Annotated in this window: 11 protein-coding genes; 8 read left to right on the top strand and 3 right to left on the bottom strand. The window is 70.1% G+C overall.

Annotation, left to right across the window (positions count from 1 at the left end):
* The gene (locus CES90_RS51990) at window positions 1–1,323 is read right to left on the bottom strand and encodes a DUF4097 family beta strand repeat-containing protein (RefSeq protein WP_189783934.1); all 1,323 of its coding nucleotides are present in this window, start codon (window positions 1,321–1,323) and stop codon (window positions 1–3) included.
* 139 nt (window positions 1,324–1,462) lie between these two features.
* Here CES90_RS51990 and CES90_RS19320 point away from each other — a divergent pair, with 139 nt between their 5' ends.
* Window positions 1,463–2,314, top strand: coding sequence for a hypothetical protein (locus CES90_RS19320; RefSeq protein ID WP_189783935.1), 852 nt, complete (start codon window positions 1,463–1,465; stop codon window positions 2,312–2,314).
* Between the two features lie 39 nt (window positions 2,315–2,353).
* Here the strand turns inward: CES90_RS19320 and CES90_RS19315 are convergent, their stop codons facing one another.
* The gene (locus tag CES90_RS19315) at window positions 2,354–2,533 is read right to left on the bottom strand and encodes a DUF6104 family protein (protein WP_003992906.1); all 180 of its coding nucleotides are present in this window, start codon (window positions 2,531–2,533) and stop codon (window positions 2,354–2,356) included.
* Window positions 2,534–2,621: 88 nt separating this feature from the next.
* Window positions 2,622–6,188, bottom strand: a complete 3,567-nt coding sequence (locus CES90_RS19310; protein WP_232791324.1) for a multifunctional oxoglutarate decarboxylase/oxoglutarate dehydrogenase thiamine pyrophosphate-binding subunit/dihydrolipoyllysine-residue succinyltransferase subunit — start codon at window positions 6,186–6,188, stop codon at window positions 2,622–2,624.
* An 18-nt stretch (window positions 6,189–6,206) separates the two neighbouring features.
* Here CES90_RS19310 and CES90_RS19305 point away from each other — a divergent pair, with 18 nt between their 5' ends.
* The 7 genes from CES90_RS19305 (at window position 6,207) to aspA (ending at window position 14,531) form a co-directional block, all read left to right on the top strand.
* On the top strand, window positions 6,207–7,595 hold the full coding sequence (locus CES90_RS19305) for an aminotransferase class III-fold pyridoxal phosphate-dependent enzyme (RefSeq protein WP_189785983.1): 1,389 nt from the start codon (window positions 6,207–6,209) through the stop codon (window positions 7,593–7,595).
* Between the two features lie 23 nt (window positions 7,596–7,618).
* Entirely contained in the window at window positions 7,619–8,572 is a 954-nt protein-coding gene (locus tag CES90_RS19300) for a succinylglutamate desuccinylase/aspartoacylase family protein (protein ID WP_189785984.1), read from the top strand.
* Window positions 8,569–10,026, top strand: coding sequence for an aldehyde dehydrogenase family protein (locus CES90_RS19295; protein ID WP_189785985.1), 1,458 nt, complete (start codon window positions 8,569–8,571; stop codon window positions 10,024–10,026). Before CES90_RS19300 ends, CES90_RS19295 begins: the two co-directional genes overlap by 4 nt.
* 22 nt (window positions 10,027–10,048) lie before the next feature.
* A complete protein-coding gene (locus CES90_RS19290; protein ID WP_189785986.1) occupies window positions 10,049–10,987 on the top strand; it encodes an aldo/keto reductase in 939 nt (312 codons plus the stop codon).
* 45 nt (window positions 10,988–11,032) lie between these two features.
* Window positions 11,033–11,698, top strand: a complete 666-nt coding sequence (locus CES90_RS19285) for a haloacid dehalogenase type II (protein WP_059085101.1) — start codon at window positions 11,033–11,035, stop codon at window positions 11,696–11,698.
* Between the two features lie 48 nt (window positions 11,699–11,746).
* Window positions 11,747–13,030: an NAD(P)/FAD-dependent oxidoreductase gene (locus CES90_RS19280; protein ID WP_189785987.1), complete on the top strand. Its 1,284-nt coding sequence runs from the start codon at window positions 11,747–11,749 to the stop codon at window positions 13,028–13,030.
* Between the two features lie 91 nt (window positions 13,031–13,121).
* Complete coding sequence (gene aspA / locus CES90_RS19275) at window positions 13,122–14,531, top strand: aspartate ammonia-lyase (protein ID WP_189785988.1); 1,410 nt, start codon at window positions 13,122–13,124, stop codon at window positions 14,529–14,531.
* Window positions 14,532–14,544 lie beyond the last annotated feature (13 nt).

The following is a 14,544-nucleotide window of genomic DNA, read 5'->3' as shown; positions in this document are numbered from 1 at the left end:
TCAGAGCACCTTCTTCTCGGTCGTGCTGGAGTTCGTGCCGTCGGCCGAGCTGGGGACCGAACCGTCGGGCGAGGGCCCTGTTGGTCCTTCGGCCGTCGCGTGGCCCGATGGGTCGTCGGACGGCTCAGTCGCGTCGGCAAGCGGCTCGGGTGAGCCGGCAGCCGACGCGGTGAGGTCGGTGGACTGCTCGGAGGAGTCGGCAGACGCATTGTCGGTCACAACACCGGCCCGCTCGGCCGGTGGGGCGCCGGGCGGGGCCTCGTGTGCGCCGGTACTCGAATCCGTGCTCGAAGGCGGCGCTGTGTCGCTGCTCAGCCCGGAGGAGTCCGTCCCCGCCCTCGGACTGCCGCCGTCCGCCCCCGCGCCCCCGTCCCCAGACCCACCGCCGGGTGGCCGTGCGTCGCGTGGGCCCGCGTCGGCTGGCCGCCCAGTGTCGCGTGACCCAGCCTCCATGCCCCCTGTCTGCTTGCCCCTCATCGCTTCGGCCCCCATGTCCCCATCCCATGGCTCGTCTTCCGCCGGAGGCCTGCGGAGGAGGGCGATGGAGCCGGAGACAGTCGTCGCCCTCAGGCGGCCGTTGCCCTTGCCGAGGCGGCCGGTGACTTTGTGGGCGCCCCAGGGGCCGCTGACGCGGAGGTCGTCGAAGGCGTTGGCGATGGTGCCGCTGGCGGTGTTGGCCTCGACCTCGGCGTCGGTGGGGTGGGGGAGGCGGATGGCGATCTCGCCGGAGACGCTGTTGAGGCCGACGTCGGTGGGCCCGCCCGTGGGACCGAGGTCGAGAATGATCGAGCCGCTCACCGAGTCGGCCTTCAGGGTCGGGCAGGACCCCTCGATGACGGTCAGGTCGCCGGAGACGGAACTCAACCGGAGATCCCCGGTCAGGGCCTGTGCCTCCACGTTCCCGGACACCGTCGTCGCGCGCACCGGCCCCGATAGGCCGACCAGGGTGGTGTCGCCCGAGACCCCCTTCACGTCCGTACGCCCGCCCACTCCGGAGACGACGGCGGTGGCGCCGAGCACGCCCACCTCGACCCGGGTGCCGGCCGGAACGGCGAGCGAGACCAGCGCATTGCGACGCCAGCCCTTCCGGTCGAGCCACTTCAGGAAGCCCTTCCAGGGCAGATCGTCGTACGCGATGGTCAGGGTGCCGTCCGTCTGCGTCACCGTCAGCGGTGGGCCCTCCAGATCGGAGACCTCCAGACGGGTGGAACCCTCGTCGGTGCCCACGACGTTCACCGTTCCGTTGACGACTCGCACATGGAGTGCTGTCACCGGTTCGTCGAATGTGAGCTTTCGTGGCTCGGCGACGGACCACTCGGACATGGCGCTGACCTCCTCCACCCCATACGCGCAATATCGCGTCTCATGTAATTCACGATATATCGCGGTCGCCGAAAGTCAATACACCCGTTCTGGTGATCCCGCGGGGATGTATGTGAACAAATCGCCCTAGCGTGGGTTCATGCCGACGGAAAACTCCCCAGGACCGCCGGGCTTCCGGCCCGCCCCCGCCCCCGGCGCTCTTCTGCTCTGCCGGGCGGACCCCGACTCCGTCGCCCCCGTCGCCCAACTGCTCCGCGAACGCATGCTGCTCACCTCGGCCGGAACCGAGTGGAGCGTGCTCGTGCCCGAGGGCAAGCCGTGGCTGGAAGGCGGTGAACCCGTCGATCGCGTCCTCACCGGCTGGGCCACCGCCCTCGCCGTCGGCGCCTCCTGGCCCGTACTCGCCCTGTGGTGGGACGCGGACCGCAGCGGTTACACCCTTGCCGCCGGCTTCCGCCGCACCGTCGGCTACGTATGGCTCGCGAACGGCACGCCGGTCGGCGAGGACGAGGCGATGCGTACCTTCGCCGCCCGCCTGGGACTGGACCCGGTCATCGACAAACAGTCCCTGTACGACCTCACGAAACCCGACCCGACGGCGAGGGCCCGCACCCGCATGCTGAGCCTCTTGGCGGTCCTCGCCCGCGCGGGAGTGGCCCTCCCCGCCGGCCTGACCCCCGGCGAACCGGCCGACCGCCTGCGCGAGGTCGCCCGCGTCCAGCCCGACGCCCAGCGCATCGAATGGACCGGCTGGCGCGGAGCCGTCCGTACGGAACTGGATGCCCTCCAACGCGGCCAGCTGGGCCCCTGGCTCCCCTGGGCCGGCGCCCCAAGAGCCCGCGCCCTCGCCACCGCCCAACTGGTGGCCGGCCTACCGCTCATGGCCTGGGGCCTGTACCGCCGCGGCGGAGGCTGGATCGTCGCGGGCGGCCTCCTGATCGCCCACGGCGCCCTCGGCCTGCTCTACGACTTGTCCCACCCCCGCGACTGACTCCTCCCGGACCCGGCCCGGACGCGGGCCCTGGGGCTCCTACTCGTCGTCCTCGTCGTCCAGCCGCGCCAGCCAGGTCGCCAGGCGCTCCACGGGGACCTCAAAGTCCGGGTTCAGATCGACGAACGTCCGCAGCTGCTCGGCCAGCCACTCGAAGGTGACCTCCTCCTCGCCACGCCGCTTCTCCAGTTCCTCGATGCCACGGTCCGTGAAGTACATGGGTCAAGGATAAGTGCGCGGAAACGGCCGGGCCGCACCCCCGCGAGAGGGGTGCGGCCCGGCCGCGTACGGATGAAGCCGAGAGCGATTACGCCTCGAACACCTCCCGCACCAACTGCTCCTGCTCGGCCTGGTGCCGCTTCGCCGAACCCACCGCCGGCGAAGAGCCGTGCGGGCGGGAGATGCGGCGCAGGCGCTCGCCGTGCGGGACGTCGGCGCCGACCGCGAGGTCCAGGTGGTCGATCAGGTTGAGGGCGATGAAGGGCCACGCGCCCTGGTTCGCCGGCTCCTCCTGGGCCCACAGGTACTTCTCGGCGTTCGGGTACTTCTGGATCTCCGCCTGGAGCTCGGCACCCGGGAGCGGGTACAGGCGCTCGAGGCGGATGATCGCCGTCTCGGCAGCCGCAGGGTCCGTGGCGCCGCGCTTCTGACGCTCGGCCTCGAGGTCGTAGTAGACCTTGCCGGCGCAGAAGACGACCTTCTTGACGGCGGCCGCGTCGACCGTGGTGTCGCCGATGACGGGGCGGAACTGGCCCGTCGTGAACTCCTCCGCCTTCGACGCGGCGGCCTTGAGGCGCAGCATCGACTTCGGGGTGAAGACGACCAGCGGCTTGTGGTGCGGGTTGTGCACCTGCCACCGCAGGAGGTGGAAGTAGTTCGACGGGAGGGTCGGCATGGCGACCGTCATGTTGTTCTGGGCGCAGAGCTGGAGGAAGCGCTCCGGGCGGGCGGAGGAGTGGTCCGGGCCCTGGCCTTCGTAGCCGTGCGGCAGCAACAGGGTCACGCCGCTCGTCTGGCCCCACTTCTGCTCCGCGGACGAGATGAACTCGTCCACGACCGTCTGGGCGCCGTTGACGAAGTCGCCGAACTGGGCCTCCCACATCACGAGGGACTCGGGGCGGGCCAGCGAGTAGCCGTACTCGAAGCCCATCGCCGCGTATTCGGAGAGGAGGGAGTTGTAGACGTTCAGCCGCGCCTGGTCCTCGGAGAGGTACATCAGCGGCGTGAACTCCTCGCCCGTCTCGCGGTCGATGATCACCGCGTGACGCTGGCCGAAGGTGCCGCGCTGGGAGTCCTGGCCCGCCAGGCGGACCGGGGTGCCCTCCAGGAGGAGGGAGCCGATGGCGAGGGTCTCGCCCATGCCCCAGTCGATCGTGCCGTCCTCGACCATCGACGCCCGGCGCTGGAGCTGCGGCAGCAGACGCGGGTGGGCGGTGATGTGGTCGGGGATGTTGACCTGGGACTCGGCGATGCGCTTGACGACCTCGGCCGTGACCGCGGTGTTCACCGAGACCGGGAAGCCGTCCTGCGGGTCGTGGGTCTCGGCGGAGCCCGGCTGCGACGTCGCCTCGCGGACCTCCGTGAAGACCTTCTCCAGCTGGCCCTGGTAGTCCTGGAGGGCCTGCTCGGCCTCCTCGAGGGTGATGTCGCCCCGACCGATCAGCGATTCGGTGTACAGCTTGCGCACCGAGCGCTTCTTGTCGATCAGGTCGTACATCAGCGGCTGGGTGAAGGCCGGGTTGTCCGACTCGTTGTGACCGCGGCGGCGGTAGCAGATGAGGTCGATCACCACGTCCTTGTTGAACGCCTGGCGGAACTCGAAGGCCAGGCGCGCGACGCGGACGACCGCCTCGGGGTCGTCGCCGTTCACATGGAAGATCGGGGCCTCGATCATGCGCGCCACGTCCGTGGCGTACATCGAGGAGCGCGACGACTCGGGCGCCGCCGTGAAGCCGACCTGGTTGTTGATGACGATGTGGACCGTGCCGCCGGTGCGGTAGCCGCGCAGCTGCGACATGTTCAGGGTCTCGGCCACCACGCCCTGGCCCGCGAAGGCCGCGTCGCCGTGGAGGGCCACCGGCAGGACCGTGAAGTCCGTGCCGCCCTTGTTGATGATGTCCTGCTTGGCGCGGGCGACGCCCTCCAGGACCGGGTCGACGGCTTCGAGGTGCGACGGGTTCGCGACCAGCGACACCTTGATCTGCTCGCCGTCCAGGCCCGTGAACGTGCCCTCGGCGCCCAGGTGGTACTTCACGTCGCCGGAGCCGTGCATCGACTTCGGGTCGAGGTTGCCCTCGAACTCGCGGAAGATCTGGGCGTACGACTTGCCGACGATGTTCGCCAGGACGTTCAGTCGGCCGCGGTGGGCCATGCCGATGACGACCTCGTCGAGGCGGGACTCGGCCGCCGAGTCGATGACCGCGTCCAGCAGCGGGATGACGGACTCGCCGCCCTCCAGGGAGAAGCGCTTCTGGCCGACGTACTTCGTCTGCAGGAAGGTCTCGAAGGCCTCCGCCGCGTTCAGCCGGCGCAGGATGCGCAGCTGCTCCTCGCGCTCCGGCTTGGTGTGCGGGCGCTCGATGCGGTCCTGGATCCAGCGGCGCTGCTTCGGGTCCTGGATGTGCATGAACTCGATGCCGGTCGTACGGCAGTACGAGTCGCGCAGGACGCCGAGGATGTCGCGCAGCTTCATCAGGGACTTGCCCGAGAAGCCGCCGACCGCGAACTCGCGCTCCAGGTCCCACAGGGTGAGCCCGTGCTCGGTGATGTCCAGGTCGGGGTGCTTGCGCTGGCGGTACTCCAGCGGGTCGGTGTCGGCCATGACGTGGCCGCGGACCCGGTAGGAGTGGATCAGCTCGAAGACACGGGCGGCCTTCGTGACGTCGTCGTCGTGGCTGGCGTCGATGTCCTTGAGCCAGCGGACCGGCTCGTAGGGGATGCGCAGGGCCTCGAAGATGTCGTCGTAGAAGCCGTGCTCGCCGAGGAGGCGGTTCGCGACGAGACGCAGGAACTCGCCGGAGGCGGCGCCCTGGATGACCCGGTGGTCGTAGGTCGACGTGAGCGTCATGACCTTCGAGATGCCGAGCTTGTTGAGGGTGTCCTGGCTGGTGCCCTGGAACTCGGCCGGGTAGTCCATGGAGCCGACGCCCATGATGACCGACTGGCCGGGCATCAGGCGGGGCACGGAGTGGACGGTGCCGAGGCCGCCGGGGTTGGTCAGGGAGACCGTGACACCGGTGAAGTCGTCCATCGTCAGCTTGCCGTCACGGGCGCGGCGGACGATGTCCTCGTAGGCCTGCCAGAACTCGAAGAAGTTCAGCGTCTCGGCCTTCTTGATGCCCGCGACGACGAGCTGGCGGTCGCCGTTGGGCTTGACCAGGTCGATGGCGAGGCCGAAGTTGACGTGCGGCGGCTTGACGAGGGTGGGCTTCCCGTCCTTCTCCGCGTAGTGCCAGTTCATCGACGGCATGGCCTTGATGGCCTGCACCATCGCGTAGCCGATCAGGTGCGTGAAGGAGATCTTCCCGCCCCGGGCGCGCTTGAGGTGGTTGTTGATGACGATGCGGTTGTCGAACAGCAGCTTCACCGGGACGGCGCGCACGGACGTGGCCGTGGGCAGCTCCAGCGAGGCGTTCATGTTCTTTGCGACCGCGGCGGCGGGGCCGCGCAGCGTGATCAGCTCCGGGCCGTCGGCGGCCGGGGCCGCGGCCTGCTTCGCCGGAGCGGCGGCCGCCGGCTTGGCGGCTGCCGCGGGCGCGGCGGCGGGCTTCGGGGCGGCCGGGGCCGGGGCCGGGGCAGCGGCGGCGGGCTTCGGGGCGGGCTCCGGACGACAGGGCTCCCTGCTCTCGGTCGAGAACACGGCAGGGGTCGCCAACCCCGGAGGCGAGACGGTATGACCACCGCCACCGCTCAGCTGACCGCCGCCACCGCCACCGCTCAGCGGCACCTGCTGCTGAACATGACCGCCAACGGTTCGCTCGGCCCGGACGGCGAGGACCTCCTCATCGTCCAGCGGGGGGAGGGACCGTACGTCGAGGACGCGGACGGCAGACGGTACATCGACGGTCTGTCGGGGCTGTACTGCTGCCAGCTCGGCTACTCCTACGGCCCCGAGTTCGCCGAGGCGGCCGAACGGCAACTGCGTGAGCTGTGCTACAGCCCGCTGTGGACCGGCTCCGCGCACCTCTCGGCCATCGAACTCGCCGAGCGGCTGTCCCGGATCGCCCCCGTCGACATCGAGCACACCTTCTTCTCGAGCGGCGGTGCCGAAGCCGTCGAGACCGCCTGGAAGATAGCCCGGCGTTACCATGCCATGCGCGGTGAGCCGGGACGCACCAAGGCGATCGCCCGGCGCGGCGCTTACCACGGGCTGACCGTCGGCACCCTGTCGTTCACCGACGAACCCGGCCTGACGGAGCCGTATGGTCCGCCGGCGATCGAGACCCGGTTCGTGTCGAACACCAACCGCCTCGGCCTCGCACCGGAGTTCGCGGACGACGACGTGTACACGGCGTGGCTGCTCGCGGAGCTGGAGGTCGCGATCCTGGGCGAGGGCCCGGAGACCATCGCGATGCTCATCGCCGAGCCGGTGCAGAACCGGGGCGGCTGCATCACCCCGCCCAAGGGCTACTGGCAGGGTCTGCGGGCGCTGGCCGACCGGTACGGCTTCCTGCTCGTCGCCGACGAGGTGATCACCGGCTTCGGCCGGATCGGGGAGTGGTTCGGCGGGGACCGCTACGGCGCCCGCCCGGACATGGTCACCGTCGCCAAGGGCATCACCGCCGGATACGCGCCCCTGGGCGCGACCCTGGTCAGCAGCAAGGTCACCGAGGTCATCAACCGGCCGGGCGCGGTCCTCAACCACGGCTACACCTTCGCCGGACACCCGCTGAGCACGGCCATCGCCCTGCGCAACCTGGAGATCATGGAGCGGGACCGGATCCTGGACAACGTCCGCGGTCTCCAGGACGACCTGGCCAAGCGCATGGCGGCGCTCAAGGACCTGCCGATCGTCGGCGACGTCCGCGGCACCGGGTTCTTCTACTCCTGCGAACTCGTCGGCGACCTCGACGACGGCGGTTTCAGCAGCAAGGCCCGAGCCGATCTGATCGGCGATCTGATCCCGCGCCGGCTGCGCGAGGCCGGCCTGCTGGCCCGTGTCTACGACCGCTCCGCGCCGCTGGTCCAGATCGCGCCCCCGCTGATCAGCGACCGCGCCGTCCTCGACCGTATCGCCGCGATCATCGCCGGCACCCTCGCCGAGGCATCCGCCCGCATCTGATCCACGTTTTGGGAAGGAACCACATGTATTCCATCGGTCCGCTGACCGTCGCCCCGGGCGAACGCGCCCAGGGCCTCATCCCGGTCGGCACCAGCAGCTACGGCGTGGAGCTCGGCATTCCGCTGATCGTCGTCAACGGCGCCCAGGACGGCCCGGTCCTGTGTGTGGACGCGGGCGTGCACGGTGACGAGTACGACGGCCAGGAGGCCATCCGGCGCGTCCTCGCCGGCATCGACCCGGCCACCCTGCGCGGCACCGTCGTCGGTATCCCCTGCCTGAACACTCCCGCCTTCGAGGCGGCCGCCCGCGCCAGCGGCATCGACCACCTCAACCTCAACCGCATCTTCCCGGGCGACGCGGAGGGCTCCTACTCCCAGCGCCTGGCCGCCACCTTCGTCGAGAAGGTCGTCCCCGCCGTCGACGCCGTGGTCGACCTGCACACCGGTGGCGCCTACGGTGAGATCGCCCCGCTGGTCATCCTCCAGGGCGGCTACGAGGACCTGGCGACGGACCTGGCGCTCGCCGCCGGGCACGAGCTGGTCTGGAAGGGCGGCAAGTGGGGCGGCACGGTCCGCCACCCCGTTCTCGAAGCCGGCAAGCCCGCCATCACCATCGAGTGCGGTGGCGCCACGTACCGCGAGACCAACGTCGAGCATCACATGCACTCGATCCGCAACATCCTGCGCAGTCTCGGCATGATCGACGGCGAGGCGGAGCTGCGGGACACCTACACGACGGTCTCCGGCACGTTCGCCCGCTCCGCCGCAGGCGGCTTCTTCGTCGCTCACGCCGAGCCGGGGGAGACCTGCAAGGAAGGCGACCTGATCGCCACCATCACCGACCACTACGGCAACACGCTGGAGGAGGTCACTGCCCCGCAGGAGGGCATCGTGCTCTGGGTGCGCCGGATCCGCACGGTCCGTCCCGGCGACGAGGTCGTCATCTTCGGCGAGGTGCTGGGGGAGATCCAGCGATGAGCGGCGAACTTCAGCTGACAGAGCTGCTGATCGACGGCAAGCACCTCCCCGCCGCCGACGGGCGTTCCTTCACCGTCGTGGACCCGTCTGACGGGACGGCGATCGCCCAGGTGGCGCTGGGCGGCAAGGCGGACGTGGACCAGGCGGTGGCAGCGGCGAGAGCGGCCTTCACCGCCCCCGAGTGGGCCCGGATGCGTGCCGCCGACCGGGGCAGGATCCTGTACCGGATCGCCGAGGCCATCCGCTACCAGGGCGAACGGCTGGCGCGACTGGAGAGCCAGGACGTCGGCAAGCCGCTCCGCCAGGCCAAGGCCGATGTCGAAGCGGCGGCCCGCTACTTCGAGTTCTACGCGGGCGCCGCTGACAAGCTCGGCGGCACGACGATCCCTCTCGGCCCCGGCCTGATCGACTACACGGTCCGTGAGCCGATCGGTGTCTCCGGACAGATCATCCCGTTCAACTACCCGCTGCAGAACACCGCGCGGGGCTCGGCTCCGGCACTGGCCGCGGGCTGCACGGTGGTGCTCAAGCCGTCGCCGGAGGCGCCGCTCACGCCGCTGGAGATCGGCAGGATCGCCCTCGAGTGCGGTCTTCCGCCGGGCGTGCTGAACGTGGTCCCGGGTGACGGCGAGACCGGCGCGGCCCTCGCCGGCCACCCGGACATCAACCAGGTCACCTTCACCGGCTCGGTACCGACCGGTATCAAGGTCGCCCAGGCCGCCGCCGCCAACGTGGTGCCGTCGGTCACCGAGCTGGGCGGCAAGTCGCCGGTCGTCGTCTTCGCCGACGCCGACTTCGACCTGGCGCTGACCGCCATCGCGGCCTCGGCCTTCGGCAACGCGGGCCAGACCTGCTCGGCCGGCACCCGGCTGCTGCTCCAGCGCGGCGCCGAGGAGTTCCTCGAGAAGCTGGTCGCGCACGCCGCGTCACTGCGCGTCGGCCCGGGGCTCACCGACCCGGACATCGGTCCGCTGGTCGCCGCACGGCAGCGCGACAGGGTGCTGGGCTACCTGGACGTGGCCCGGCAGGAGGGCGCGACGGTCCGCGTCGGCGGCGCCCCGTCCGACCCGGCCCTGGCCGACGGCTACTACGTCGAGCCGACCGTCCTCACCGGCGTCACCAACGACGCCCGGTGCGCCCGCGAGGAGATCTTCGGCCCCGTCGTCACCGTCATCGAGTTCGACGACGCCGACGAGGCCCTGGACATCGCCAACGACAGCCCGTACGGCCTCGCCTCCTACGTCTGGACCCGCGACATCGACAAGGCGATGCGGCTGGCCGAGGGCATCCGGGCCGGTCAGGTCTACGTCAACGCCACCGGTGTCGGCACTGGCGTCGAGCTCCCCTTCGGTGGCTTCAAGCACAGCGGCTGGGGCCGGGAGAAGGGCCTGGCGGGCCTGGACAGCTACCTGCAGACCAAGAACGTCTGCATCGGATTCGGCCGCCGGTCGTGAACGCCATGCGAGGAGGCCGGTCATGAGATACCGCGCGCTCGGTGACCGCGGCCCGACCGTCTCCGTGGTGGGCGTCGGCGGCAACAACTTCGGCTCCCGCCTCGACGAGGACGGAACGAAGGCCGTCGTCCACGCGGCCCTCGACGCCGGGATCACCCTCTTCGACACCGCCGACATGTACGGCGGGTTCGGGGAGAGCGGCACCGGGCGCGGTGACGGCGAACGGCTCCTCGGCGCCGCCCTCAAGGGGCGCCGTGACGAGGTCGTGCTGGCCACCAAGTTCGGCATGGAGATGGGGTCCGAGGCCGACCTGTACGGTCGGCGCGGCTCCCGCGCCTACATCCGGTACGCCGTCGAGGCGTCGCTGAGCCGGCTCGGCACGGACCGGATCGATCTGTACCAGTACCACGAGCCGGACGGCGTCACCCCGCTGGAGGAGACGATCGCCGCGCTCCGAGAGCTGGTGGACGAGGGCAAGATCCGGTACATCGGCTGCTCCAACCTTCCGGCCGAGGACCTCACCGACGCCTTCGTCTCCACCCAGGCCCGCTACCACCTGCTCGACCGGGTGGTGGAGCGGGACGTGATCCCGGCCTGTGTGCGCCACGGCGTCGGTCTGCTGCCGTACTACCCGCTGGCCAACGGCCTGCTCAGCGGCAAGTACCGGCGTGGCGAGCAGCCCCCGCCCGGCAGCCGGCTGTCCTGGCGGCAGGGCTGGCTCACCGACGCCGCCCTCGACAAGGTCGAGGCGCTCACCGCGTACGGCGCCGAACGCGGCCTGACCCTCCTCCAGGTCGCGGTCGGCGCACTGGCGGCCCTGCCCGCCGTCGGCTCCGTCATCTGCGGCGCCATGACCCCCGAACAGGTCACCGCCAACGCGGCGGCGGCCCACTGGATCCCGAGCCCGGCCGACCTGGCCGTACTCGACGCGATCGTCGCCCCCGGCGAACGCGTCGTCTGAAGCCCCCACCCCTCTGAAAACCCCGAGAGAGCAAGGCTGGACACCATGCGAGAGATCGTCACCTTCGACGCCTACGCCACCCTGATCAACTTCGAGCTCGGTCCCACGACCCTGAAGGTCCTGGAGGACCGGCTCGACCTGGACAACCTGGACGTCGACGAGTTCCTCGACGACTTCCGCGTCATGCGCTTCCAGGCCGTTCTGGAGGCCTACCGCCCCTACCACGAGGTCCTGCACTCCAGTCTGCGCAACGCCATGCGCCTGCACGGCCTGGAGTACCGGGAGACCGACGGCGAGGCCCTCGTGGACGCCGTCCCCACCTTCGGCCCCTGGCCGGAGGTCCCGGAGGCCCTGCGGCAGCTGAAGACCAAGTACGAGATCGCCATCATCTCCAACTCCGACGACAACCTGATCGCGCGGAACGTGGAGAACATCGGCGTCGAGTTCGACTACGTCATCACCGCCCAGCAGGCCGGCGCCTACAAGCCGGACCGCCAGACCTTCAAGCACGCCTTCCGGACCATGGGTGTCGAGTCGTCGCAGGTCATCCACGTCGCCCAGGGCTGGGAGTACGACCACATCCCGACCCGCGACCTCGGCCTGAAGCGCCGCGTGTGGATCAACCGCTACGGCCGCAAGGGCAGCGCCGACTACCAGCCGTACGACGAGCTGCCCGACCTGTCGGGCCTGCCGAAGCTGCTCGGCTGCTGACCGACGGCGCAACGGCGAAACAGACCGAGAACACAGAGGACGCACGCCATGAAGCAGATCCCCTACTGGATGGACACAGCCCCCGCCCTGCCCGACCGTTCCGGGAAGGACCTGCCCGACGAGGCGGATGTGGTGGTGATCGGCGGCGGCCTCACTGGCCTGTCCACCGCTTACCACGCCGCCCGTAAGGGTGCCCGGGTCGTCCTGGTCGAGAAGGACCAGGTCGGTTCGGGAGCCTCCGGGCGCAACGGCAGCCACTGCAACCCCGGCATCACCATCAGCCCGGCCCAGGCCCGCCAGCGCTACGGGCAGGAACGCGCTCGCGAGCTCTACGACGCGTTCCGCGTCGCAGTGGACCTCGTCGAGGAGATTGCGGTCAAGGAGAAGATCGACTGCGACTTCCACCGTGCCGGGCGCCTCGGCTTGGCCTGCAAGCCCAAGCACCTCGAGGGCATGCACGCCAAGCAGCGCGACCTGGCCGAGAACTTCGGCCACGAGACGGTCGTCCTGAGCAAGAGCGAGCTGCGCGCCGAGCTGGGCTCGGACTACTACCACGGCGCCCTGCTCGACCCGCTCGGCGCAGCCCTGCACGTGGGCAAGTTCGTTGTCGGCCTGGCAGACGCCGCCGAGCGTGCCGGTGCCGAGATCCACGAGCGCAACGCCGCCACCGGCCTCACCCGGCTCCCTGGCGGCGGCTTCGTGGTGGAGACCATGCGCGGCACCATCCGTGCCAAGCAGGTCATGGCGGCGACGGATGCCTACACCGACAATTCGATGCCGTGGTTCCGCAAGCGGCTGATCAACGTCGGCAGCTTCATCATCGTCACCGAGCCGCTGGGGGAGGCGCGCGCCAAGGAGCTCATCCCCAACGGCCGCCTGCTGGTCGCCCATAAGAATGTCGGCAACTACATCCGTCTCACGCCGGACAACCGCCTCGCCTTCGGCGGCCGGGCCCGATTCGCCCCCTCCAACCCGGCGTCCGACGTCAAGAGCGGTGACATCCTCAAGCGGGAGATGACGGAGATCTTCCCGCAGCTGGCCGGGACACGGATCGACTACGTCTGGGGCGGCATGGTCGGCTTCTCCTGGGACCGCATCCCGCACGCGGGTGACGTCAACGGCCTGTACTACTCCATGGGTTACTGCGGCCATGGCGTCCAGATGGCCACATACATGGGCCGTGCGGTCGCCGAGATGATGGACGGCAATCCCGAGGCCAACCCGATGCGCGGCTTCGACTTCCCGAAGGTGCCCGTCCCGTTCTACAACGGCACCCCCTGGTTCCTGCCGTTCGGCGGCGCCTACTACAAGGCGAAGGATCGCCTGCTCTGAGCAGGTACCGACACCGGTGACACCACGGGGGCCTTCCGCGCAGCAGCGCGGGAGGCCCCCGCGATGCCCTCTGAGAGAAGGCCGTACACCCATGACCGCCGTCACCCGTAGCGAGCACGATCTTCTCGGCGACCGTGACATCCCCGCCGACGCCTACTGGGGTGTCCACACCCTGCGCGCGACCGAGAACTTCCCCATCACCGGCACCCCCATCTCCGCCTACCCGCACCTGATCGACGCCCTCGCCGCCGTCAAGGAGGCCGCCGCCCTCGCGAACGAGGAGCTCGGTCTGCTGGAGCCGAAGAAGGCCGCCGCGATCGTCGCCGCGTGCCGGGAAATCCGGTCCGGCAAGCTGCACGACCAGTTCGTCGTCGACGTCATCCAGGGCGGCGCCGGCACCTCGACCAACATGAACGCCAACGAGGTCGTCGCCAACCGGGCGTTGGAGCTGCTGGGCCACGCCAGGGGCGAGTACCGGCACCTGCACCCCAACGAGGACGTCAACCTCTCCCAGTCGACCAACGACGTCTACCCGACCGCCGTGAAGGTCGCGACGGTGTTCGCGGTGCGCGGGCTGCTCAAGGCGATGGCCGTCCTCCAGGACGCCTTCGCAGGCAAGGCCGTGCAGTTCCGTGACGTGCTCAAGATGGGCCGGACCCAGCTGCAGGACGCCGTGCCGATGACGCTGGGTCAGGAGTTCTCCGCGTACGCCGTCATGATCGAGGAGGACCGGTCCCGGCTTGCCGAGGCCGTCGAGCTGATCCATGAGATCAACCTGGGCGCCACGGCCATCGGCACGGGCCTCAACGCCCCCGCGGGGTATGCGGAGTCGGCTCGCCGCCACCTCGCCGAGATCACCGGCCTGCCGCTGGTCACCGCCGCCAACCTGGTCGAGGCGACCCAGGACTGCGGGGCGTTCGTGCAGGTGTCCGGGGTGCTCAAGCGGATCGCCGTGAAGCTGTCGAAGAGCTGCAACGACCTGCGCCTGCTGTCGTCGGGGCCGCGTGCGGGCCTGGGCGAGATCAACCTGCCGCCGGTGCAGGCCGGTTCGTCCATCATGCCGGGCAAGGTCAACCCGGTGATTCCCGAGGTCGTCAACCAGGTGGCCTTCGAGGTGATCGGCAACGACGTCGCCATCACCATGGCCGCCGAGGCCGGACAGCTCCAGCTCAACGCCTTCGAACCGATCATCCTGCACTCCCTGTCGGAGAGCATCACGCACCTGCGCAACGCGTGCGTGACGCTCGCCGAACGCTGCGTGTCCGGCATCACCGCCAACACCGAGACGCTGCGCCGGACCGTGGAGAACTCCATCGGCCTGGTCACCGCCCTCAACCCGCACATCGGCTACACGGCGGCCACAGCCATCGCCAAGGAGGCCCTCGCCAGCGGTCGCGGGGTGGCCGAACTCGTCCTGGAGAAGGGGCTGCTGCCCGCCGAGACCCTCGCCGACCTGCTGCGGCCCGAGGCCGTCGCCGGAGCCGGTCAAGTCCTGGCCTGACGTGCGGGGCACA

The sequence above is a fragment of the Streptomyces capitiformicae genome (assembly GCF_002214185.1).
In the GTDB taxonomy this organism is placed as follows: Bacteria; Actinomycetota; Actinomycetes; order Streptomycetales; family Streptomycetaceae; genus Streptomyces; species Streptomyces capitiformicae.
This window is presented reverse-complemented; position numbering and strand designations above follow the sequence as displayed.

What these genes read in the sequence shown, in the direction of transcription:
- CES90_RS51990 (WP_189783934.1), bottom strand. Translation starts at nt 1,323, where the DNA reads ATGTCCGAGTGGTCCGTCGCCGAGCCACGAAAGCTCACATTCGACGAA.
- CES90_RS19320 (WP_189783935.1), top strand. Translation starts at nt 1,463, where the DNA reads ATGCCGACGGAAAACTCCCCAGGACCGCCGGGCTTCCGGCCCGCCCCC.
- CES90_RS19315 (WP_003992906.1), bottom strand. Translation starts at nt 2,533, where the DNA reads ATGTACTTCACGGACCGTGGCATCGAGGAACTGGAGAAGCGGCGTGGC.
- CES90_RS19305 (WP_189785983.1), top strand. Translation starts at nt 6,207, where the DNA reads ATGACCACCGCCACCGCTCAGCTGACCGCCGCCACCGCCACCGCTCAG.
- CES90_RS19300 (WP_189785984.1), top strand. Translation starts at nt 7,619, where the DNA reads ATGTATTCCATCGGTCCGCTGACCGTCGCCCCGGGCGAACGCGCCCAG.
- CES90_RS19295 (WP_189785985.1), top strand. Translation starts at nt 8,569, where the DNA reads ATGAGCGGCGAACTTCAGCTGACAGAGCTGCTGATCGACGGCAAGCAC.
- CES90_RS19290 (WP_189785986.1), top strand. Translation starts at nt 10,049, where the DNA reads ATGAGATACCGCGCGCTCGGTGACCGCGGCCCGACCGTCTCCGTGGTG.
- CES90_RS19285 (WP_059085101.1), top strand. Translation starts at nt 11,033, where the DNA reads ATGCGAGAGATCGTCACCTTCGACGCCTACGCCACCCTGATCAACTTC.
- CES90_RS19280 (WP_189785987.1), top strand. Translation starts at nt 11,747, where the DNA reads ATGAAGCAGATCCCCTACTGGATGGACACAGCCCCCGCCCTGCCCGAC.
- aspA (WP_189785988.1), top strand. Translation starts at nt 13,122, where the DNA reads ATGACCGCCGTCACCCGTAGCGAGCACGATCTTCTCGGCGACCGTGAC.